This is a genomic window from Thermogutta sp. (assembly GCF_039793925.1).
In the GTDB taxonomy this organism is placed as follows: domain Bacteria; phylum Planctomycetota; class Planctomycetia; order Pirellulales; family Thermoguttaceae; genus Thermogutta.
Genome location: NZ_JBAMME010000082.1, coordinates 38,619 through 61,532 on the forward strand (window position 1 = coordinate 38,619; position 22,914 = coordinate 61,532).

The following is a 22,914-nucleotide window of genomic DNA, read 5'->3' on the forward strand; positions in this document are numbered from 1 at the left end:
TGGAGTTGCCAGGAATCGATTACGTAAACATGCGCGCGGGGATCATCGGAGAAACTGAATTGCGGCAAGGACCGCAGCGAGGATCAAACCAGCGACGATCACAAGCCAGATCCACGCTGGCATGGGTGGGGCCCGGCGCGCCCGATCGCGGCGGACTATCGCTAAAAGTGGATCTTCTTCGACGTCTAAAGGGACCGGGACCGCGGCCGCCGTTTCTGGTTGCCCAGGGATGTCGCTTGCCTGACCGGTGCTTCCCATGTCGGTGGACTCGTCCGTGAGTTCTTTTGGGATCGGGAGCGTTTCCACAAGGGGTTTGGCCACCGGCAGGGTTGGGGTCGTGGGTGAATCTCCCAGCGGTTTGCCTTTGGGAAGCGGTGCACTGCCGGACGTGTCCTGCAGGGCCTGGGCAACCGGCAAGGGCATCGGCTTGGCGCCGGTCGCATCGCTGATCGGTTTGGCAGAAGGGAGCTTTGTCGCCGCCGCCTGGAGCACTCCAGGTCCCGCCGTTGGGGCTGCTGTTGCGGTGCGCCGGAGCGTGCTCTCGTCTGGAATCTGATAGCCGTGATTGACGAGCCACAGCCGCAACGCTTCGGCCACCTGGGCTGCCGATTGGAAGCGGGCAGCAGGCTTCTTGGCCATCATCTTCATACAGATGGCCACGAGATCGTCCGGCACATCTGGGCGTTCCTTGCGGATGTCGGGCGGCATTTCCCGCTGATGCTTCATGACGCGTTGGGCCAGCGTCCCCTCGGGGAACGGAGGGTGCCCCGTCAGAAGGAAATAAAGCGTGCAGCCCAGACTGTAAATATCCGCCCGAAGGTCCACGCGGTGGCTGTCGATGGCCTGTTCCGGGGCGAGATAATCGGCGGTCCCCAGTACATTCTCGTCGTAGGCGAGAGTCAGTGACGCGCGGTCGTCATCCGAAAAAAGCGCCAGACCAAGGTCCAGCAACTTGACCACACCCTTTTTATCCACAAGGAGATTGGCGGGTTTGATGTCGCGATGGATGAGGCCTGCCTGATGGGCGTGATGAAGGCCTTCCGCTGCCTGGCGGATATATTCGGCTGCCATGTGAGGAGGCAGGGGGCCCTTTTCTCGGACCATCCGCTGGAGGTCCTGTCCCTCCACATACTCCATTACCAGGTAATGATTCGTGCCATCGCTGTCTACGTCGTAGGCGCGAACGATGTTGGGATGGTCGAGAGCGGCCGCCGCCTTCGCCTCACGGTGAAATCGCGCCAGATAAGAAGCATCATTGACGCGGTGTTTGGGCAGGACCTTGATGGCCACCCGCCGCTGCATGAGCACGTGTTCAGCAAGATACACGCTGCTCATTCCCCCGGTGCCGAGGTGGTCGAGCAATTTGTATTTGCCCAGAAAAAAACCTTTGTAGCGACCTTCCAGGAGTTTTCCAGCTTGCCAGCGGGTGAGAAGGCCGGCCTCGACAAGTTTGTCGGCCAGTTCCTCAGCGGTGAGCGAAGAACTTCCCTCAGGTGGCAGCCATTGCTTCACCACCTTCTGCAACTGGTCGGCCTCGACCAGTTGACTGCGTTTCACCAGATCGAGGAATTGCTCGACCGTCATGGAAAGTCTCGCTACCCGAGGTTTTCATCCCTCTCACATAGGTGCCCAAACTTCCCCTCGTTTCAGACTCGCACCGAGGCCGGTATCACTCAGCGGTTTTCCTTGGGATGGACGCTTCCTTTCCCACCTCCCCTCATGTGCTGGCCTAAAGTATGGGGCAGAATTCGACGCACTTCTCCATCGCTATTTAACTTACCACGTTCCGGGAATTATTTCCACTTTGGGACGGCCAGTTGTACCCTCAGATATACAACACAGATCCGACCAGAACCCTGCCCTTTTTGCACGCCTCTCCCAGCTTGCACAAACTGATGTATCATAGAGGCTTTCTCGCTTCGCAAGGTCTTGCCTTTGACAAGATTGTTTTCTGCAGGAGATGCCCATGTGCTCGATAGGGAAAGCATGCACTGAGGGAACTCTTTGGCAACCGCTGACACGGCTATTCCTGTGTGTACTGTGCCTTTGTGCCATGATGGCGGTGAGCGTCGCATTGGCAGAGCACCCGACGTTGCCGGGTGCACCGGAAATACCGTCCACCGTCGCGGTTTTTCGAATCAACGCCTGCGAAGCTGGAGCGGTACCGGACGGCAAGACGGACTGCACGGAGGCCCTGCAGAAGGCGCTCCACCGGGCCGAAAAAATGGGGGGCGGCATTGTGGAACTTCCCGCCGGCGTGTATCGCATCGAGGGGCATCTCATCATCCCTGCCAATGTGACCTTACAAGGTGTTTTCCAGACCGCTCCCACAACGGCGCGATGGGGTCAAACCACACCAGCGGGAACCGTGCTCCTCGCGTATGAGGGGAGAGGAAGCGAAGAAGGTGAGCCCTTTCTACGTTTAGCGGGCAACCATGCGACCGTGGCTGGAATTGCCGTCGTCTACCCCGAGTGGAGTCCAAAGGACGTGCCTCCGGTGCCCTATCCTCCCTGCATTGCCTCCACCAACACCGAAAACGTTTCCATCCAAAACTGTCTTTTGGTCAATCCTTACGAGGGAATTCGGCTGATTCGGGCACACCGCCACCTCGTTCGCAACGTCACGGGGTATCCTATCAAACGGGGAATTTACGTCGATGAATGCTACGACATCGGCCGAATCGAGAACGTCCACTTCTGGCCGTTCGGGGTCCGCTATCGACCGGACGACCCTTACTGCCAGTGGATCAACCTCAATGGAGTGGCCTTCGAGTTTGCCCGTACTGACTGGCATTATGTGATCAACACTTTCTGCTTTGGATATGGGATTGGCTATAAGTTTTCACAGTCGGCCCACGGCAGCGCCAATGGGAATTTCTTGGGGATCGGTGCGGATTCCTGTCAGCGGGCGGTGGTGGTGGAACAGGCTCAGCCGCCCGGACTGCTCATCACCAATGGAGAGTTCGTGGGTCGATGGGGAAGCGAGGATGCGGTGACTCTGGAGGTCGGTCCGGATGTGCAGGGAAAGGTCAGTCTGGTCAACTGTTCGTTCTGGGGCCCCATCGATCGGTGTGTGGTAATGCAGAGTCCTCGCGCCCAATTAACGCTCTCGACATGCCATTTCTGTGAATGGGATACCGCGAATCAGGGATCTCCAGCGGTCGAGATTAAGGCGGGCTTCGCCACCATCCAGGGGTGCACTTTTGATCGTGATGCCGCCCAGCACATCCATGTTCACAGCGGTGTCCGCTCGGTCATTGTGACTGCCAACCAGGCGCCTGGGGGTTTACGGGTCAATAATGAAGCGGGACGCAAGGTCCAGATGGGACTCAATGCGGAGGACACCATTCAATGGACGCCGGAAGCACGCCTTCATTACCGGTTGCATATTGGCCAGCCGGGGGACTCACGGTATTTGCTCGGGTGGTACGGTGCGGAAAAAAGTGATCGAACCTTTCGCTGGAGCACGCCCAAATCGCAGTTGATTCTGCCCATTGAGCCTGGGCGATCATACGAATTACTTTTGACTGTAAGTGTTCCGAAGGCGCTCGACGGTAAGGAAATAACGGTTACCGTGGGCGACCAAGTGCTCACGGCATTGAAGTCCGGGGAAAACAAAGTTCAGATTCCTGCCCAGAACTCAGAAAAAGTGGTCCTGCGGATCTGCTCGCCCGGCTGGATTCCTGCCGAATCGATCAAACAATCCAGCGATCGGCGGGTTCTTGGAATTCAAGTGTTTTCACTCATTATGAAAGGAGAAGGGGCGGGCGAAAAAATCTTTGACGCAAACACAGGAGAATGGCAAACTCCGTAGCTTGCGCCCCGGGGAGTGGTGCCAGGCGTGAACGGTCTCCGGCCCATGTATTGCTGCGAGCACGGTGGGGACCATTTGATTGTGGCCGCCGATTGACAGGCCCACCGCCGGTGTGGCATATTAATGGCACATTTGGGTTAATTCCGTGTCAATCGTGCAGGAATCGTCCTCGGAGGGGTCTGCAGGGCGTTGCCGCGATTGGGCAAGGGGAAAGTGATCTGCGCCACCAGTGTGCACATCATTTCGCGCAGAATTTCTGGTTTCGGGAGGGAACAATGGCCGTGCTCGATTCCATGGAGCAGCGGTATGAGGAACGGCTCCGCCGTTACGTGACGGCCATGCGCAAGGGCAAACCGGACCGCATTCCGATCCGGCCTTTTGTGGCGGAGTTCACGGCTGTCTACGCCGGCTACACGATCCAGGAAGTGACCCACGATTACGAGAAGGCCTTCGACGCCGTCATTCGGTGTGCGGCCGACTTCGATTGGGACGCCGTGGTGCCCAATATGGTTTACGTTTGGACAGGGCTCGTCCAGGCGATCAACCTGCGGTATTACGCGATTCCTGGCGTCGATCTTCCGGCGGATGTGCCCTTTCAGTATCTGGAGCCACCTGAAGAAAACGCCTGGATGCGTCCCGACGAGTATGACGCGCTCATTGAAGATCCGACGGGCTACCTTTACAACGTTTGGTTGCCGCGAGTATCGCGGGACGTGGTTCCGCCCGGCCAGCCCAACACGTTTCGAAATAACGTGTCGTTCGTGCTGGGTGCCATGGCGATGCTTGACTACTTCAACGCCTTGGGACGGCAGGTGGAACGGTTGCAGCGGGAGACGGGCACCGTCTCAGCGATCTCGGGGATCCTCAAAGCGCCTTTTGATATCCTCGCCGATAAGTTGCGGGGATATAAGGAATTGTGTTTGGACCTCTACCGCCAGCCGGACAAAGTGCTCAAGGCATGTGAAGCCCTCGCCCCGCACCTTCTTCAGGTGGCCAAATCAGGTGCCGATCCGCAAAAGAATGTCCCCATCGGCTTGTGGATGCATCGCGGATGCGTGCCCTTTCTTTCACCCCAGCAATTTGAGCGCTTTTATTGGCCGACTTTAAAGTGGATTATCGAATCTCTCTGGGCGGAAGGATATCAGGTGTTATTCTATGCCGAAGGGGAATGGAATCCCAATTTGAAATATATTGCGCAGCTCCCCGATTTAAGTATTGTCTATCATGTTGATCGGGGAGATATTTTCGAGGTTTACAGAACAGTGGGACATAAATTCTGTATCAGCGGCGGAATTCCGAATGACTTGCTAGCCTTTGGTACCCCACAGGATGTGCGTGAGTACTGCAAAAAAGTCATTGATGGCGTGGCGCGTGATGGCGGTTATATCATGGATGCCAGTGCCATCATGCAGAATGATACCAAAATAGAAAACGTCAAGGCCATGACGGAGTTCACTCGTGAGTACGGGGTGTATTGATTTTTTAAATCAATTTTTGATCCACATTCAAATAAGGCAATCTGTGTGTCTATCGCTGATAATGGTCGGTGGGCGAACAGAAAATCATTGACTCAGTTAGGTTGCAGGATGTGCACCATCACGCCAAGTTATTGTTTGCTGGATAGTATTAAGTGACAAAGAGAGCACCTGCGTCAGGAACGATCGCGAATATCAGTTTGTGTTGTGCCCATGACGGAGATTGGCCATGGTGGACGAAACACGCGAGAAAGACGTGTCAACCCAACCCGGTTGCGGTATTCGGCCGCCGGGAACATGTATCCCGTGGGAGGAAAAACGCCGTGAGTTGGGCGAGATCAAGGGCAATGAAGCGTTAGTGAAGAGAATCTGGGAGAATATCGACGCCCTTGGATATATGTATATCTGGCAGGTGTTGCTGTCGTTTTAGTCGGTGCCCGAAGCGGACCTTGGGGGAAGTTTTGGTTAGAAAGCCGTGATGATGGGGGAATCGGGTGAGGGGAAACGGCCCGCCCCCGCGTTCTCTGAGGATTGAGAGGATGAGCGAAAAGACACTGGCCGAGGCGATCGCGTGGTGTGATGAAGCGACGGCAATGCGGCTGATTCGGGAGCAGCTAGCCGCGGGTGTGCCGGCTCAGGAAATCCTCGCGCAGTGTAACGAGGGGATGCTGGAACTGGGAAATCGCTTCGCCCGGGAGGAATGCTTTCTCCCGGATCTCATGTTCGGCGGTCTGATTATGAAGAACATCATGGCCGAGCTCGGGCCTCATCTCACACGGGACGTGGGTAGCGGGACGGCCGGTCCGCGCGCGAAGGCGGTGATGGGGACCGTTCAGCACGATGTCCACGATATCGGGAAGGACATTGTGGTCATGATGCTTCGCGGTGCGGGTTTTGAGGTCATTGATCTGGGCGTGGACGTGCCCCCCGAGCGATTTGTGCAGGCCATCCGTGAGCATCAACCCGCCGTGGTGGGAATGAGTCTTCTTCTCACCACCTGCTATCCTTCGGTGACCGCCACGGTCAATGCGATTCGTGATGCGGGGTTGCGGGACCAGGTGGCGATCATGGTCGGTGGTGCTGCGGCGAGTGAGCTTCTCGCCAAAAATGCTGGCTGCGATTTCTACGGCAAAACAGCGGTGGATGGGCTTAAGTTCGCCTGTCAGGTGGCGGGACTCAAGTAGCCGTCCCGAGGTGAAGTTCAATCGCAGGGCTGAATGTCCACCCGGTCATAGGGTAATTGACGTGGGTGCCGATCGTGGCAGGGCGATCCGAAGAGTGCATCAAAAGATCCGCGCCAGACAGCCACCATCCACCACGATGACCTGCCCGGTGATGTACCGGCCGGCTTCGCTCGCCAAAAGGAGGGTGGGCCAGGCCACTTCTTCCGGCTCTCCCCATCGGCCCAGGGCAGTGCGGGAAACGATTTGTTCCTGCTGTTCCTTGCTGAGCAGGCTCATGGGCATTTCCGTGGCGATGGGACCCGGCGCAATACAGTTGACCGTGATGTTGAATGGCCCCAGATCAAGCGCGCTGGCCTTGGCCATTCCAACAAGTGCCGCCTTGGTCGCCGAATACGCGTTGCGCTTGGCCGTGCTGGCCAGCGCCATCATGGAGGACATGTGGATGATCCGTCCCCAGCGCCGCTCCTTCATTTTGGGGACCAACGCCCGGGTCAGACGCATGGCGTTGGTCAGGTTGAGCTCCACGAGGTAGTCCCAGTCTTTGTCCTGGATCTCGTCGATAGCCTGGGGAATATTCCAGCCCGCATTGTTCACGAGAATGTCAATGTGGCCCATGCGGGCAAGGGCCTCCGCGGCGAGGCGATCGGTATCCTCACGTCGGGCGACGTCGGCAGCCAGCCATTCCACTCGCTGCCCGGTGCTCTGCGAAAGCTCCTCAGCCGTTTTGCGGATGGCCTCTTCCGTGCGGCTGCAAATAAACAGATCGGCGCCTGCCTGGGCGAAAACCTGGGCAATGGCCCGACCGATGCCGCGACTTGCACCTGTGATCAACGCGGTTCGCCCTGCAAGGCTGAAAATGGTATCTCTCATGGCGATTTCCCTTATCAAGCCAGCAAGTAACGCATTTCCCGATCTGCCAAAGCCCGGGACAAGCCGGGTCACCGACTCTGCAAGACGGGTTATTCGGCTGGGTTTTCCAAGTATGTGTACCCTTCCAGCCCGGACTCGTAGAAACGGAGCAATCTTCCGGCCTGGCGATCGTCGATGCGGCCCCGCCGAATTGCTTCCTCGAGGCTATTTCTCAGCCGAACCACGAGGGTGCTGGGATCGAATTCCACGTAGGAAAGCACTTCTCGGACGGTATCACCGTTAATCACTGTCTCCACCACGACGTCACCGTCTTCGTCCAGTCCTACGTGCACCGCGTTCGTGTCGCCGAAGAGATTGTGGAGGTCGCCGAGAATTTCCTGGTAGGCCCCCACCAGAAAGACGCCAATGTAGTACGGCTCCCCGCGGAAATCATGGAGGGGCAGCGAACGTTTGACATCATGTCGATCAATGAACCGATCGATTTTACCGTCGGAGTCGCAGGTGATGTCTGCCAAGATACCGCGGCGTGTTGGTTGTTCTGTCAAACGATGGATGGGCATGACGGGGAAGAGCTGTTTGATGGCCCAGCTATCCGGCAGGGACTGAAACAGTGAAAAATTGCAGAAATATGTTTCACTGAGCAGCGATTCGAGGACCTCCAGCTCCTCCGGAACATAATCCAGATGCTGCATCAGCCGGTAAATCTTGCGGCAAATAGCCCAGTAAATATTCTCTGCGTATGCCCGTTCCTCAAGGGACATATAGCCGTTATTGAAGAGATTGATGGTGTTTTCCAAGGCTTCCTGGGCATCGTGGAAGCTTTCCAGAAGGTTGCGGACATTGAGCCCCTCGTAAGTTTGCAGGAGGTCATGGAGGGGTTGTTCGGCGTCCTCGGGGATCTTTTCGGGGATTCCATTTTCGCCTCGATCAGCGACACCCAACACATTGAAGACGAGAACGCTGTTGTAGGCCACAACGGCGCGACCGCTCTCCGAGAAAATCGTGGGATGGGGGACCCCCGCGTCATCGCAGACCTGCTGGATGTGGTAGACCACGTCGTTGGCGTATTCTTCTAGGGTGTAATTAACGCTGGATTCAAAGGTGGTCTGTGAACCGTCGTAATCCACACCCAGTCCGCCGCCCACGTCGAGGTATTCCAAACCGGCACCCTGCTTATAGAGATCGGCGTACACGCGGGCGCCTTCGGTCAGGGCAGCCTTAATGTGGCGAATGTTGGTGATCTGGCTTCCCAGGTGAAAATGGAGCAGCTTGAAGCAATCGGCCATTCCGTGCTCTTTCAGTTCCTGCAAGGCCCGCAAAATTTCGCTCACCGTCAGGCCGAATTTGGAACGATGGCCTCCCGAAGATTGCCATCGTCCAGACCCCATGGCCGCCAGTTTGACGCGGATGCCGATATTCGGCCGAACTCCCACCTCCCGGGCGTAGCGCAGGATCAACTCCAGGTCGGTGTATTTTTCCACGACCAGAAAGATGTTACGGCCCATTTTCTGGGCCAGCATGGCCGTCTCGATAAATCGGGCGTCCTTGAACCCGTTGCATACAATCGGGGTGTCGTTATCGGCAAGGGCAATGACGGCCAATAGTTCGGGTTTGCTGCCGGCCTCCAAGCCGAACTTGTAGGGCGCTCCGTAGCGGAGAATCTCCTCCACCACCTGCCGCTGCTGATTCACTTTAATGGGGTAAACGAGGTGGTACCCGCCCGTGTAGTTGTGGTCGCGGATGGCCTCACTGAAGGCGTTCTTGATCTCCTGAAGACGGTGCTTGAGGATGCCTCCAAACCGGATCAGAACCGGCGTCTGAATGCCGCGAACGACCAAGCGATCGACGAGGTGTTTGAGATCGATGGAGCGCTTGGGATCTTTTTCGGGGTGCACACAAACATGCCCGGCGGCGTTAACGGAGAAATATCCCTTACCCCAGCTCCGGACCTCATAGAGTTCCTCGGCGTCGGCCACCGTCCATCGACGTGTTTGGGCATCGAGTTGCAGCATGGGCGTGGTCCCCCTCTCCCTGGTCCTAGGGCCTGAAGTTACCCTGCCGAAATTGCCGTTTGTTTCGGTGGGATGGTTCTGTAGTTTCTCCTTCATCGTCTAGTAACAAACCACGGTTGACCTGCTCTGGACTCGGCGTTTCAAGCCAAACCGCCTCCAAAAGCCAACCGAAGATGCCGTTCCCGCTGCCTTGTGGTGACGCCCGCTCTCGCTGGACCAACCACAACCGCTCTGCGATGACGCGCGGACTTCCTTCAATTACCGTATCGTATTCAATTACCGCCCAGTGAAAAGGGGGTAAAAGCAAGCCCGAGGTGAAAAACAGCACCCGGAAAGTGCGACGTCTCTGGCAGGGGACTGGGGCGGAAAAAAAGTCGGCTGAAATGACACGGCTAGCCAGGCTTGTTCCTGTTTTTTTCGCGGGTGAGTTTAGGACATCGGCGAGGCGGAATTGGCCACAGATTCTGGCGCGTCCATTTCTTCGACGAATTCGCCCCGACAGGCCAGGTCCTTCTCCACGGCATGGCATCGAACGTAGTGGCCGTCCAGGTTAAGGATTCGCGGAGGTTCCGTGCGACAGATGTCCATCCGCCGAGGACAGCGTGGGTGAAAGCGACAGCCAGCCGGAGGATTCTCGGGGCTTGGCGGATCGCCTTCCAGGATGATTCGCTGGCGTCCGCTTTTGGGGTCCATGGTTGGAATGGCCGACAGAAGTGCCTGCGTGTACGGATGGAGAGGCTCGGCATAGAGACGGCGGCTCTCCGCCAGCTCGACGATTTCGCCCAGGTACATGACCGCCACGCGATCGGAAAGATATTCCACCACGGAAAGGTCATGCGAAATGAAAAGATAGGTAAGGTCATGCTTTTCGCGTAATTCGACCAGCAGGTTGATAATTTGCGATTGGATGGACACATCCAGGGCTGAAAGTGGCTCGTCAAGAACGACGAAATCGGGGCGAAGGACGAGCGCCCGAGCGATACTGACGCGTTGGCGCTGGCCACCAGAAAGTTCGTGCGGATAGCGCGTCATCAAATCCGGGTCGAGGCCGACTTCGCGAAGGATGGCGGCCACCAGCTCCCGTCGCCTTTGCTGCTGTTCTGCCTTGGAAAGCCGTGGCCAAACTTCGGAGGAACCGCCCTTTTTCTTTCCCTGGAGCAATTCAGGGTGGACGATGAGGCCCTCTTCCACGATACTTCCCACGGTCATTCGCGGATTGAGGGAGCTGAACGGGTCTTGAAAGACGATTTGCATGGACCGCCGGAGGTTGCGAAGTTCTGCACCATGGCAGGTCACAATATTCCGCCCAGCGAAAAAGATGTCCCCACTCGTTGGTTCGATGAGGCGGAGAATCGTTCGGCCAAGGGTTGTCTTGCCGCAGCCGGACTCACCGACCAGGCCGAGCGTTTCACCCTTGCGGATGGCGAACGACACGTCGTCCACTGCTCGGGTGTATCGGGTGATGCGGGAAAGCAGTCCTTCCCGCTTGGGAAAGTACTTTTTGAGGTGACGAATGTGAAGGAGGATTGAGTCAGCCATTGTTTCGGGTTGTCGGAACATCGTCGAAGGAAAGTTCCCCAGCAAAATGGCATCGCACCCAGTGACCGGGAGCCAGAGGGCGGAGTTCCGGTTCCTGTTGGCGGCAAATTTCCTGACAGTAGTCGCACCGGGGATGGAACTTACAACCGGGCGGGAAATCCTTGGGATTGGGGACGTTCCCCTTGATGGTGGCCAGCTTTTTTCCCTTATCTTCTCCCAGTCGGGGGCGCGATCGCAAAAGGCCCACCGTGTAGGGATGGAGGGGCTGCGTGAACAGCGTTTCCACGGGGGCCCGCTCCACAATTTTGGACGCGTACATGACCGCCACCTCATGCGCCAGCTCCGCGACTACCCCGAGATCGTGAGTGATGATGAGGACGGCCATTCCCTGCTTCTGCTGGATTTCGCGGAGGAGTTCCAGAATCTGGGCCTGAATGGTGACATCCAGGGCGGTGGTGGGTTCGTCGGCGATGAGCAACTTCGGGCGGCATGCTAGAGCCATGGCAATCATCACCCGCTGTCGCATCCCGCCGGAGAACTGGTGCGGATAGTCGCGCCAGCGTTTTTCCGCGTCGGGAATCCCCACCTGTTTGAGCGAGTCAATCATCAACTCTTTGGCGCGTTCCGCGGAGATGCGGCCACCACTCCCTTCTTCACGGTGGTGGAGGCGAACGGCCTCCAGAATCTGTGAGCCTACCGTGAACACGGGATTGAGAGAGGTCATGGGCTCCTGGAAGATCATGGCGATTTTGCCGCCCCGTACTTTCCGCATCTCCGGTTCGCTGAGCTCGGTCAGAACGCGCAGGCCGTCTTCATCGTGGTACGTAATTCTGCCGCCGACGATCCGGCCGGGCGGTGCCACCAGCCGCATGATCGACAGGGCGGTTACCGACTTGCCACACCCCGACTCACCCACCAGCCCCAATGTCCGGCCGGGGTAGATTTCCAGCGATACGTCGTCTACCGCGCGGAGAACGGCTTCTTCAGTGAAGAAGTATGTCCGAAGGTTCTCCACCCGCAGCAGAGGATTCAATCGTGTCGTCTGTGGTTGTGTGTTTTCAGATTGCACGGAAGCCGGCATGGAATAGTTTTTCTTTTAATCAGGGACTAACTGATGCTCGGTCACCAAAAGGCTAACGCAGGGATCACGCAGTTTTCTCGGACACTATATGCGCAGTCGGGGATCCATGGCGTCGCGGAGTCCGTTACCCACCAGGTTAAACGCTGTCACCGTAATGAACATCGCCAGCGAAGGAAACACCACCAGCCACCAGTAGTGATAATTTTCGCTTCCCTGGCGAAGAAGCAAGCCCCAGCTTGGAGCCGGCAGGCGGACACCAAAACCCAGCAGGCTTAAGCCCGCTTCCGTGATGATGGCACCGGCAATTCCGAAGGGTGCCGCCACCATAGCCGGGGAAAGAGAATTCGGTAAAACATGCCAGAACAGCACGCGGAAATTCGTCGCGCCGGTTGCTCGGGCGGCCGCCACGTAGTCAAGATTTCGCTGTTTGAGGACCTCGCCCCGGATGAGTCGGGCGACGGTCGGCCAGCCGGTCAGCCCGATGACCACCATGATGATGTAAATACTCTGGCCCAATAGCCCCACGAGCGTCAGGATCAGAAAGAACGCTGGAAAGAGCATAATCACCTCGATGATACGCGAAATGAGAATGTCCACAAAACCGCCGTAATAACCAGCGATAGCTCCCAGCACGATGCCGATGACCATATAAATTCCCACGGCCACAAAGCCAACCGTGAGAGAGATCCGCAGGCCGTAGATCATTCTCACGAGGACATCCCGGCCTACGTCGTCTGTGCCTAAAATGTGAGGGAAGCCATCGTTGCTCTTTCGCCAAAACAGGACCTGCTCCTCGGTGTCAGGATTCGGTATGAATTGTGGCTTGCGGTAAAACGGGGGTTTGACCGGGGAATCCATGTCCTGCTCGGTCGGCCCGAAGGGAATCAGGGGATACACAGCCCGAGCTCTACCCTGGCGGGCAAACTCCTCTTCGGGGAATGTTCGGGCCCGGTAGCGGTTGTCGGGGCGGAAGCCGGGAATCATGAGGAGACAGGCTAGTCCCAGGATGGCCAGGACGTAGGCCGCTGCGTACTTTCCCACAGGAAGCAGTTTGCCCGGATACCGGCGGCGGTAACGAACAGCGTGGACGACCACACCAAACAGCCACGGAAAAAACGCCACCATGGCCAGGTTGAACCAGTAGTCCACCGCTTGCTCAGGATTGAAGAGCGCTCGAAACCACGGCCAGGCCGTCCCGCGCTCGTCGTGATAGAAAAAGGGAATGTTGGAGGCGAGCACGGGGGCGAAGATGGCAAGCAGAAAGAGCACCGCCAGAACCCACAGCGAACCCACCGAGAACGGGTTCTTGCGGAACTGTTTCCAGACGATTTGCCAGTAAGACTGACCGGCGGTCATTTCTCCTCACCTTGAGCGGAAAATGTAATCCGCGGATCCACCAGCACGTAGAGGATGTCCGTCAAAAGGATGCTCACAAGAACAATAATCGCGTCGATGTAAATCAGGGCCATGAGCGTGGGATAGTCTTTCTGTTCAATCGATTCCCAGCTCAGGCGGCCCATTCCGTGGATTCCAAAAATGTACTCAACGAGGACGCTGCCGCCCAAAAGCGCGGGCAAAAAGCTGGAAAACAACGTGAGAATGGGAATGAGAGCGTTCCGTAATGCGTGTTTAAAGATTACGGTGAATTCAGAAAGACCCTTGGCCCGGGCGGTGCGAATGTAGTCCTGCGAGATGACTTCCAGCATGCTCGTCCGGGCATACATGGCCAGTCCCGCCAGGCTGAAGAGGGACAGGCACATCACGGGCAAAAAAGCATGCCAAAGGTAGTCCAGAAGGTACCGGGGCCAGGGAAAATTCTCCGCTCCTTCGGAGTGCAATCCAATCATCGGAAACCACTTGAGATAATCGCCGTAGCAGAAAAAGAGCAGAAGGAGCATGGCGGCAACAAACGAAGGAATGGAATAAAGAAGGAACAGTGTCAGACTGATAGCGCGATCTGTCAGCGTGTTGCGTTTGACAGCGGCAATGATGCCGGCGGGGATCGCGATCAGGTAGGTGACCAGCTCAGCCATCAACATGAGTGGCGCTGAGACGATCACCGCGTTCCAGATCTTGGTGGCCACGGGTTCCCGCGTTTTGGTGGCGGATCGGCCGAACTGGAACGTCACCAGCCGCCACACCATGTGGGCGTATTGTGTGTCTGTGAACACATAGGCGACGCGGAGGAGAGCGGAGGGCTCATAGCGTTTCCGGTAAAGTTGGTAGTGGGCCATCCAATTCTCTGCAACCTCGTCCACAAGTGATTTCGGTGCATCGGCCGGAACGTCCAGCCGCAGTGGTTCGCGAACCAATCGCCGCAGGGCCAAACTGGCAACGAATTTTTCTCGAAGTGTTGAATCGCCTAGAAGTTTCTCTGCAAAAAAGCGAACCGTCTGTGGATCGAGGTAATCGAGCTCTTCCAGGAGTTGATTTTGGGACATCTGGCAAAGGGCGTGGAAACGGGACTCCAATTCCGCGCGTTCTGTGGAAGTCAACGGACGGGTCGTGGACTCAGCCCGTCTCCACCACAGCCACCATGCTCCAACCACATACGGCGTTTCTTCCTCCCGTGGATGGGCGGAATAAGTAAACACAAACGGTTCTACCACCATGGAATTCAGCGCGTGGATGAGCCCGATTTTATCTTGCCGGTCCACATCTCGGGATTGCAAAATACGAACAGCGAAGGGAACGCCGTGATGGCCCAAGTCTTCGCAAAACACCTGCACGTAGGCCGCCACAGCCTGGGCCAGGCGGCCATGTTCCGCGGGATCTTCCAGACGAGTCCGAAACCGCGGGATTCCCAACGAACGGAGGAAGGCGAGACGCTCCTGGCCCTTCGGCAGCCGTTCCGGATCATGGGCCAGCACGGCAAGTTCCGCGGCGATCTGGGATTCGTTGGCCGCCCGATAGTGCCCAGCCCAGTACACCGCCCGTGAATAATCACGAAAATACCGAAAATTAAGCAGAAGCGGCCGATCGAGCTTCAGATCGCGTTTCTGGATGAGATAAGCCTCGCGCGTTTGGGTGGTCTGGCCGGCCAGCCCGGTGGCTCCGAGCTGTATGAGCAGCGGGTCTCCCGGCGCAAGTTGCATGATGCAGAAAGACACCACCGTGATCCCGAACAAAGTGGGGATCATAAGTAGGAGGCGGCGGACAATATAACTCCACACGGGTCGCTGAACTCTCCTCAGCAGGTCTGGCCGGATGTGATGACTATGTGCCTCCGTCCGCAGTTGCTCTCCGCGTCTCGGGGGTCACGGTCCCAGGGCACGGGGGCGAGACGCATACCATTCTCGGCTGTCGTAGCACGGACGAATCTTGTAGAACTTGATGTTTTGCAACCGAGCGTCATACCCTCCCGTTGCCCGATCTGTAAACAGGAAGGTGTAGGGTTGATCTTCATAAATCCGGCGGTGGATCTGCTTGTAAAGCTCGTGCTGTTTTTCCTCATCCATGGTGACACGCAGTTGCTCGATCAGCTTGTCCACTTCCGGGTTGCGATAGGCCACGTGATTGGAGCTGTCGGGAACCTCCGCCTGGCTGGAATGCCACAGTTGGAAAGGATCCTGCTTCCAGGACAGGGCCCAGCCCAGCATGGCTGCTTCATACTCGCGTTTGCGGAGTTTTTGCAACATCAGATTCCACTTGGTTGGTGCGATTTGCACGTCGATGCCGATTTTTCGGCACTCCTCTTTGATAATCTCCGCGATCTGCCGATAGCTGGGGGCGTCGGTGTAGATCATGAGCTCGAAGCGGGCAGGAATCTTGACGCCGTCGATCACCTTATCCAATACGCCATCGTTATCCGTGTCCTGCCAGCCCGCCTTGCTCAGCAGCTCTTTGGCTTTTGGCGGATCGTAAGGAATGGGGGGAAGCGAGCTATCGTAGGAACTGCTTCCAGGTAAAAAGGGCCCCGTGGTTCGTTCCGCCAGTCCGCGAAAGACCTTCTCGATGATTGTGTCCACCGGGATCACATACGCGAGGGCCCATCGGAATTCTTTGTCGCGGAAGACCGGTTTGTCCAGGTTGTAACCGATGTAGCGGTAGCCCGGGTAAGCGAAGTCCACCAGCTTCACTTTTCCCTCCCGAACATTGGGATGTTGTTTGGCCTGGAGGAACTGGTCTTTGTCGGGAATTCCAGCGAAATCAAGTTGATTTTGCAGGAGCATTTGGGTGTTGGTGTTGGGGTTGGAAATGCACCGATAGACGACGCTGCTAAAGTAGTAAGGGTCTCCCCAGTAATCGGGATTTCGCACCAATACCAGCCGCTGTTGAGAAACCCATTCTTTGAAAATCATTGGGCCGGTGCCACACATCATCTTGTTGGCCCAATGGTTGTTAAAGCCGTCTGCGAACTCTTTGGACGAGAAATCGAAAGAGATCGGTTCACCATTGGCGTTCACCGAAAACACGTGCCGCGGAATGATGGCGACACCACCCAGTGTAAATTCCTTGGCCAGAAAATAGGGTTTCTTCCACCGAACCTTCACGGTGTACTTATCCACCGCCCGATATTCGATCATCGACCGCTGGCTTTCGTCTGTGGCGGTGGGATCTTCGTAATAACTGCGAACGTGGGCAGCTTCCACATTGGGGTTGAGGACGCAGTCGAACGTGAACGTGACGTCGCGGGAGGTCAGTTCGACCTCGGGAAGTGGTTTGCCGTTCGGCAATTTCATAGGATGCCACTTCACCCCTTTGCGGAGGTGAATAGTGAATTCGAGATTTTTTTCGTCAAACTCCCATCTTTCGGCAAGCACCGGCTCCCACTCATCCGGGTTGTCAAACCGCGGCTCCGCCAGAGTCTCGTACACCCGCGATTGAAAGGCCTCGGAAACAGTATCCGATGCCGTGATTGGGTTAAGGGTGTCTGGGTCATCTGGATAACTGAGCAAAAGGACATCGTTTTCGGCAGGGGGAACGTTGGCCCGGGTGAGACGGGGCCTAGTTCGCGCGGTTCCGCTCGCCGATTCCACCGTGCCTTGCGATGTTCCCTGACTTTCCTGTGAAGAGCTGCCGGAATCGGTTCGGCTGCACCCCACCAGGGTCAGGCCCACGCACAAAGCGGCCAGGGTGAAGCGAACTCGCCAAGTTCGCCAGATGCGCCTTCTCTCGGCGGGGCAGGAAGTAATAGCTCGATGATTTTGACGCTCGGCCATGGAAAGCACCTCGGACGCGATAAATCAATTCTCTGACGTTGAGTCCGCGGAGAACTGGAGCCGTAAAACTCTCCGAATTTGGCCCTTTCGGGTGGCCACTCCTTTTGTGGCTGGGTGGACTCTCGGGGTCCACCTCTGTGTCGACTTGACTCGGTGGTGTCTTTGCCGCATGTTAGGAGAGAAGCGTGGTGCCGTCAATAACGACTGTTCAAGGCGGGGCAAGATAACGAAAATGCGCAAAACGCGGGGATGTGCCGGGCACATGCCGGAACTTCCAGCTCAAGTGGGCTGTTGGCTTCGATAGGTGGAGACTGTTGCCTTCGCAAAATAACATGGCAAGACCGAGGTGGCTTGGTCATGACTCCTGAAAATTCTGCACCCATTGTGGCTTCGGTGTTGCCCCAGCAACCGCCAGTTGTCATCCGTCGGTGGAGTGTGGGGGCCATTGTGATCGTCGTCGTTTTGCTGGTGGCGCTGCTGTGCTCGGGCTTCTTGAACATGATGCTCTTAGGGATCCTTGGGCTCCGCCTGTTTGAGACGCCCAAAGTGCGCGAGGAGTACTTTTCGCATTCCAAAACTGCCCGGGACAAAGTGGTGATCATGTCTCTGGAGGGCCTCATTCTGGATGGTCGGGGGTTCATGAAGGACCAAATCGACCAGGTCATTGAAGATGAGTCGGTCAAGGCGGTAGTGCTGAGGATTAACTCGCCGGGGGGAACGGTCAGTGGCGCCGATTTCATTTATCACCACCTTCAGAAGATGAAAGAAAAGCGGGAGATCCCACTGGTCGTGAGTATGGGAGCGATCGCGGCCAGCGGCGGTTATTACGTGGCCATGGCTGTGGGCGATACACCCCGGGCGATCTATGCTGAGCCGACGACCTGGACGGGGTCCATCGGGGTGGTGATTCCTCATTACAACGCTTCAGAGCTTGCCGAAAAAGTCGGAATTCAGGAAGATTCGGTGGTCAGCCATCGGTTGAAGACGATGGGCAGCATTCTCCGGCCGATGACCGAAGAAGAGCGCAAAATTTTCCAAGGACTTGTTGACGAGAGCTTTGAAAGGTTTAAAGAGATTGTCAAATCCGGCAGACCCATTTTTCGCAAACAACCCGCCCTTTTGGATAAGCTGGCCACCGGGCAGGTGTTCACAGCCCAACAAGCCAAGGCCGACGGGCTGATCGACGAAATTGGATTTCTTGAAGATGCGGTCGATCGCGCGATCGAGCTGGCGGGACTTGACCCGGAGAATGTGCGTGTGGTCCAGTACAAAAAGGAACCGACCATGGCAGACATCCTGTTCGGGGACACGGTGCATTTTCCGATCCGACCAGCCAGCGCGGATTGGTCGTGGCTGCTGGAATTGAGCGTGCCCCGGGCTTACTACCTCTTCTGGCAGGGACCTGCGCTGCTCCGCAGCCGATCGTGAAAATTCCAGCGTTCGTAGGAACATGACCAACGCCAGACCCAGGATGACGCACCGCCTCCGATAGGGTGCTTGAGAACGCTCACTGACCCACGGCGGTGCGGAACCGTTCAGCAGGATGGCACGGCTGGCCCTCTTCGCTAAAGCAGCGCAGTTGCCTGGCCGTCACGTACACGGTATCGCCCTCCTTGATGGTTAGCTGCGACCAGTGAAAGGGATCAATCTCGGTGAGGAAAGTTTCCCCCGATTGAGCCGTCAGCCACAATTTCACCAGTCCGCCGGCCGTGTGGACTCGCTGAACGACAGCCGGAAAAGCGTGCCTGTGGGGAACCGTGCTGAGGGTGAATTCGTGCGGCCGAACAAAGACAGCCACCTGTTCACCGGGCAAAAGAGCCTCCGATGTGCCAAATTCCACGCGGGAACCGCGGCGGATGCCACGAAATTTGTTGACGGTGCCGATGAATTCGGTGACAAACGCTGATTGCGGCTGGTGATAGACTTCTTCCGGCGTGCCTACCTGTTCGACTCGGCCCGCGTTGAGGACGACAACGCGATCTGCAAGTTCCAAGGCCTCCTCCTGATCATGCGTGACAAAGACGCTCGTGAGGCCAATTTCATCGTGCAACCCACGAAGCCAGGTGCGGAGTTGCCGACGAACTTTGGCATCCAGGGCCCCAAACGGTTCATCCAGCAGCAGGACCCGTGGGCGGATGGCCAATGCCCGGGCGAGAGCCACCCGCTGGCGCTGCCCTCCCGACAGTTGGTGCGGATAGCGCTCGGCAAACGGTTCCAGTTGAATCAGCCGCAGGAGTTCGCGCACACGGACATCAATTTGGGCCGTGGAAAGCCCCAGTCGTCGCCGCTGGACCCGCAGCCCGAAAGCGATGTTCTCGTAAACCGTCATGTGCCGAAAAAGCGCGTAATGCTGAAAAACAAACCCCACTCCGCGCTGATCAGCCGGCCGGTAGGTGACGTCTTTCCCGTCGAAGAGAAGTCGTCCGGCCCCGGGGTCGGGGAGATCCAGGCCCGCGATAATCCGCAAAAGGGTGGTTTTCCCCGAACCGGAAGGTCCCAGCAGGGCCACGAATTCTCCCGCGTGAATGGTCAGACTCACGTGATCGAGAGCACGAAATTTGCCGAAGGTTTTGGAGATTTCAATCAATTCGATACGCATGGGAAAGATGCCTCCTCGGAAGGACAATCTTGCCCGCGGTGGAGTTTCCGCTGGAGACGATTTTGCCAGAAAGTCTTCACAATAAGGGTGATTAACCCGACTCCGGTAAGTAGAGATGCTACGGCGAACGCGGCAGAGAATTGGTACTCGTTGTAGAGGAGCTCCACATGGAGGGGCAGAGTAACGGTCAGCCCGCGGATGTGTCCTGATACTACAGAAACGGCCCCGAATTCCCCTAAAGACCGCGCTGTGCAGAGGATCACTCCGTACAGGAGTGCCCAACGAATTTTGGGGAGCGTGACATGATAAAAGATCTGCCAGCCGTTGGCGCCAAGCAGGCGGGCAGCTTCTTCCTCTTCGTTCCCTTCAGTTTCCATGAGGGTCTTAACTTCCCTCATCACAAAAGGCAAAGTGACAAACGCGGTTGCGAGGACAATACCGGGGAATGCAAAAATGACACGCAGACCCCAGCGTTCCAGAAATGTCCCCAACCACCCATGCTGTCCATAGACCAAAATGATCAACAGCCCCACGACAACCGGCGAAATGGAGAGCGGCAGGTCGATAAGAATGAGAAGCACGTTACGCCCCCAAAACCGGTATTTGCTCAGGCACCAGGCCGCAGAGAGTCCAAACGCAGTATTGACGGCGACGGAGAGGACAGTCACTGACAAGCTGAGCCGCAGGGCCGCTATGGTGTCGGGCTCGGTGATCGCTGCCCGATACACTTGCCACCCCTGGCGGAATGCCTCCGCAAGGACGACCACAAGGGGGAGCACGAGAAGGAGCCCCAGAATGAGCACCGTACCCAAAATTAGAACGAGATGCAAAAGAAGCCATATTGGCGAACTCCGTGTAAGTCGAGCATAAAGGCGCGATGGATCGGCAATGGCCGCCGTCAATCGAACGGGCGGTAAGATCGATCGAGATCGAGCGAGGGGGGAACACCTCAATGACTTTTTCATGCGCCATTCCCTTCCTGCCAGCGCAACTGCCAGTTGTGGAGAGCGTTGATCGTCGCGAGAATGCCCAGAGAAGCCAGCATCATGATCGCCGCAATGACGGCCGCTCCGTGATAGTCGTACTGCTCGAGTTTGATGACGATGAGGAGCGGAGCAATCTCTGTGCGGTAGGGAAGGTTGCCGGCAATGAAGGTAATGGAGCCATACTCACCTACCGCCCGGGCGAACGCCAGAGACATGCCCGTGAGCAGCGCCGGACGCAGGGATGGAAACGTCACTCGCCAGAATGTCGCAATCGGTCCGGCACCCAGGCTTGCCGCGGCCTCTTCCCAGTCCGAAGGAAGATCGGCAATGGCAGGCTGAAGGGTTCTCACCACAAATGGCAACCCAATATAGACCATGGCGATGAGAATTCCCCAGCGGGTGTAGGCCAGGGAGAAACCCCACTGCTCCGTGATCGCTCCCAGCCACGAACCCGGAGCAAAGAGGGTCGTCAGGGCAATTCCGGAGACGGCGGTCGGTAGGGCAAATGGTAAATCCACCAGTGCATCGAGAAAGCGTTGGCCAGGAAATTGGTATCGCACAAGAACCCACGCCACGATAAAACCCAGGAACCCGTCAGCCGCCGTGGCTGCGAGGGCCGATCCGAGGCTTAAACGGATGGCTGACCAAACCCGCGGCTCACACAGGGTGTGCCAGCCGGCTCCGCTGGCCAGGAACGCAGTGAAAGCCGCCAGGGGCAAAACGACCATCGCGCCAAGGTAGCTCACAGTAATCCCCAGGGTGAGGCCAAAGCCGGGTAGCGCTGGTTGTCTCTCCCGCAGTCTGAAACGCACTGGAGAACTCCTTTGGCAAGTCAGTGCGAAGGCGAAGCCTGAACGTCCATGATTCGATCGAACGTGCCCCCGTCATCGAAGTGCTCCTTTTGGGCCTTTGCCCAGCCCCCGAACACTTCTTCCACCGTGAACGTGGCCACAGGGTGAAACACGTCGGCAAATTCTTGGGCCACGGCGGGATCTATGGGCCGATAGTAATGACGCCCAATAATCCGCTGGGCCTCGGGGGTGTAAAGGAATTGCAAGTAGGCTTCCGCCACTGCCCGCGTTCCTCGCTTGTCCACAACGCCGTCGACCACGGCGACCGGTGGTTCCGCGAGGATGCTCACGGAAGGCATCACCAATTCCACTTTGGCTCCGCCCAGTTCGCGGGTGGCTAGTAAGGCTTCGTTCTCCCAGGCGATGAGCACGTCCCCAATTCCCCGCTGGATGAAGGTGTTGGTGGCGCCGCGGGCCCCTGTATCCATCACCTTCACCCGCGAAAAAATCGCTCGCACGAACTGAAACGCCTTTTCCTGGGCCTTTTGGACCTCGTGAGCCGAGGAGTTTTTCAATTTGCTCAGGTCGCCCAATTCCCGTTTCAGGGCATATCCCCAGGCGGCCAGATAATTCCATCGCGCCCCGCCGGACGTCTTGGGATTGGGGGTCACCACCTCCACGTCAGGCCTCGTGAGATCGTCCCAATCCTGGATGTTTTTGGGATTACCCCTTCGGACCAGGAAAACAATGGTGGAGACGTACGGGCAACTGCGATGGGGCAAACGCTCCTGCCAGTTCTTACCAATCAGCCCCGTCCGCGCAGCAATGACGTCGATGTCGTAGGCGAGGGCCAGGGTCACCACGTCGGCCTGAAGACCGTCGATCACTGCCCGGGCCTGTTTTCCGGAACCACCGTGGGATTGCCGGATCTCGACGCGCTGGCCAGTTTTTGTCAGCCAATATTGGGCAAAGGAGGCGTTCAGCTCCTTGTACAATTCCCGGGTAGGGTCATAGGAGGCGTTGAGCAGTACAAGCTCTGGTTCTCTTTTACCGCACCCAGGAAATATCACCACGACGGCCACAACGGCTCCCAGAGCGAGGGTCTTCAGGTATCGTCTCCCGTGACTAAAAACACATAACGTGGCATTTGGCATGGTGACCATCCGATTTGCGACTGCGGGGGGAGGGTGTCCTGAGTTGGGGCTGGCCCAGTTCGAACACGTCGGGGACTGACGGCAGATGGCAGGGCCCAGCGTGCGCGAGCCGCAGCCAAAGGCTGGACGAGTAAAGCAGATACTGTGCCAGGCAACGTGGGCGAGTTGTAACTGCCGTCGTATGGGAGAGATGGGGCTTTTCGCTGATTGTGGCGAGATCGCGAAGATAGACGGCTCCGTGAAATAG

General features: G+C 57.2%; 18 protein-coding genes. 5 read left to right on the forward strand and 13 right to left on the reverse strand.

Translation table 11 applies throughout. The annotated features are described in order from the left end of the window. Window positions 1–42 precede the first annotated feature (42 nt). Window positions 43–1,584 (reverse strand): protein kinase, encoded by a 1,542-nt coding sequence (locus ABJK56_RS02840; protein ID WP_347243151.1) that lies wholly within the window; start codon window positions 1,582–1,584, stop codon window positions 43–45. 382 nt (window positions 1,585–1,966) lie between these two features. Between ABJK56_RS02840 and ABJK56_RS02845 the strand changes: the two genes are divergently transcribed. The 4 genes from ABJK56_RS02845 (at window position 1,967) to ABJK56_RS02860 (ending at window position 6,473) form a co-directional block, all read left to right on the forward strand. After that, window positions 1,967–3,814 carry a glycosyl hydrolase family 28-related protein gene (locus tag ABJK56_RS02845; RefSeq protein ID WP_347243152.1) on the forward strand — a complete coding sequence of 616 codons (1,848 nt, stop codon included), beginning with the start codon at window positions 1,967–1,969 and terminating at the stop codon, window positions 3,812–3,814. 275 nt (window positions 3,815–4,089) lie between these two features. After that, entirely contained in the window at window positions 4,090–5,292 is a 1,203-nt protein-coding gene (locus tag ABJK56_RS02850) for a uroporphyrinogen decarboxylase family protein (RefSeq protein WP_347243153.1), read from the forward strand. 226 nt (window positions 5,293–5,518) lie between these two features. Further along, window positions 5,519–5,719 carry a hypothetical protein gene (locus ABJK56_RS02855; protein ID WP_347243154.1) on the forward strand — a complete coding sequence of 67 codons (201 nt, stop codon included), beginning with the start codon at window positions 5,519–5,521 and terminating at the stop codon, window positions 5,717–5,719. Between the two features lie 109 nt (window positions 5,720–5,828). Further along, window positions 5,829–6,473 carry a cobalamin-dependent protein gene (locus ABJK56_RS02860; RefSeq protein WP_347243155.1) on the forward strand — a complete coding sequence of 215 codons (645 nt, stop codon included), beginning with the start codon at window positions 5,829–5,831 and terminating at the stop codon, window positions 6,471–6,473. A gap of 99 nt (window positions 6,474–6,572) precedes the next feature. Here ABJK56_RS02860 and ABJK56_RS02865 read toward each other — a convergent pair whose 3' ends face one another. The 7 genes from ABJK56_RS02865 to ABJK56_RS02895 form a co-directional block, all read right to left on the reverse strand. Then, window positions 6,573–7,343: an SDR family NAD(P)-dependent oxidoreductase gene (locus ABJK56_RS02865; protein WP_347243156.1), complete on the reverse strand. Its 771-nt coding sequence runs from the start codon at window positions 7,341–7,343 to the stop codon at window positions 6,573–6,575. An 89-nt stretch (window positions 7,344–7,432) separates the two neighbouring features. Next, window positions 7,433–9,355, reverse strand: coding sequence for a biosynthetic arginine decarboxylase (gene speA, locus ABJK56_RS02870; RefSeq protein ID WP_347243157.1), 1,923 nt, complete (start codon window positions 9,353–9,355; stop codon window positions 7,433–7,435). A gap of 429 nt (window positions 9,356–9,784) precedes the next feature. Continuing rightward, complete coding sequence (locus ABJK56_RS02875; RefSeq protein ID WP_347243168.1) at window positions 9,785–10,894, reverse strand: oligopeptide/dipeptide ABC transporter ATP-binding protein; 1,110 nt, start codon at window positions 10,892–10,894, stop codon at window positions 9,785–9,787. Continuing rightward, entirely contained in the window at window positions 10,887–11,975 is a 1,089-nt protein-coding gene (locus ABJK56_RS02880) for an ABC transporter ATP-binding protein (protein WP_347243158.1), read from the reverse strand. Before ABJK56_RS02880 ends, ABJK56_RS02875 begins: the two co-directional genes overlap by 8 nt. A gap of 84 nt (window positions 11,976–12,059) precedes the next feature. Further along, window positions 12,060–13,331, reverse strand: coding sequence for an ABC transporter permease (locus tag ABJK56_RS02885; RefSeq protein ID WP_347243159.1), 1,272 nt, complete (start codon window positions 13,329–13,331; stop codon window positions 12,060–12,062). Then, the gene (locus ABJK56_RS02890; protein ID WP_347243160.1) at window positions 13,328–15,148 is read right to left on the reverse strand and encodes an ABC transporter permease subunit; all 1,821 of its coding nucleotides are present in this window, start codon (window positions 15,146–15,148) and stop codon (window positions 13,328–13,330) included. Before ABJK56_RS02890 ends, ABJK56_RS02885 begins: the two co-directional genes overlap by 4 nt. Before the next feature lie 84 nt (window positions 15,149–15,232). After that, window positions 15,233–17,137, reverse strand: coding sequence for a peptide-binding protein (locus tag ABJK56_RS02895; protein WP_347243161.1), 1,905 nt, complete (start codon window positions 17,135–17,137; stop codon window positions 15,233–15,235). Between the two features lie 357 nt (window positions 17,138–17,494). Between ABJK56_RS02895 and sppA the strand changes: the two genes are divergently transcribed. Next, window positions 17,495–18,565 carry a signal peptide peptidase SppA gene (sppA, locus tag ABJK56_RS02900; RefSeq protein WP_347243162.1) on the forward strand — a complete coding sequence of 357 codons (1,071 nt, stop codon included), beginning with the start codon at window positions 17,495–17,497 and terminating at the stop codon, window positions 18,563–18,565. Between the two features lie 79 nt (window positions 18,566–18,644). On the opposite strand, the gene cysA is transcribed toward sppA, so the two are convergent. From cysA to ABJK56_RS02925, 5 genes are all read right to left on the reverse strand, one after another. Further along, the gene (gene cysA / locus ABJK56_RS02905; protein WP_347243163.1) at window positions 18,645–19,736 is read right to left on the reverse strand and encodes a sulfate ABC transporter ATP-binding protein; all 1,092 of its coding nucleotides are present in this window, start codon (window positions 19,734–19,736) and stop codon (window positions 18,645–18,647) included. Next, the gene (gene cysW / locus ABJK56_RS02910) at window positions 19,721–20,701 is read right to left on the reverse strand and encodes a sulfate ABC transporter permease subunit CysW (protein WP_347243164.1); all 981 of its coding nucleotides are present in this window, start codon (window positions 20,699–20,701) and stop codon (window positions 19,721–19,723) included. Before cysW ends, cysA begins: the two co-directional genes overlap by 16 nt. Beyond that, window positions 20,698–21,534, reverse strand: a complete 837-nt coding sequence (cysT, locus tag ABJK56_RS02915; RefSeq protein WP_347243165.1) for a sulfate ABC transporter permease subunit CysT — start codon at window positions 21,532–21,534, stop codon at window positions 20,698–20,700. The genes cysW and cysT overlap by 4 nt, the downstream gene beginning before the upstream one ends. A gap of 20 nt (window positions 21,535–21,554) precedes the next feature. Next, window positions 21,555–22,667 (reverse strand): sulfate ABC transporter substrate-binding protein, encoded by a 1,113-nt coding sequence (locus ABJK56_RS02920; protein ID WP_347243166.1) that lies wholly within the window; start codon window positions 22,665–22,667, stop codon window positions 21,555–21,557. Next, a partial coding sequence (locus ABJK56_RS02925; RefSeq protein WP_347243167.1) for a hypothetical protein occupies window positions 22,639–22,914 on the reverse strand: 276 nt, incomplete at its 5' end. The genes ABJK56_RS02925 and ABJK56_RS02920, both read right to left, overlap by 29 nt.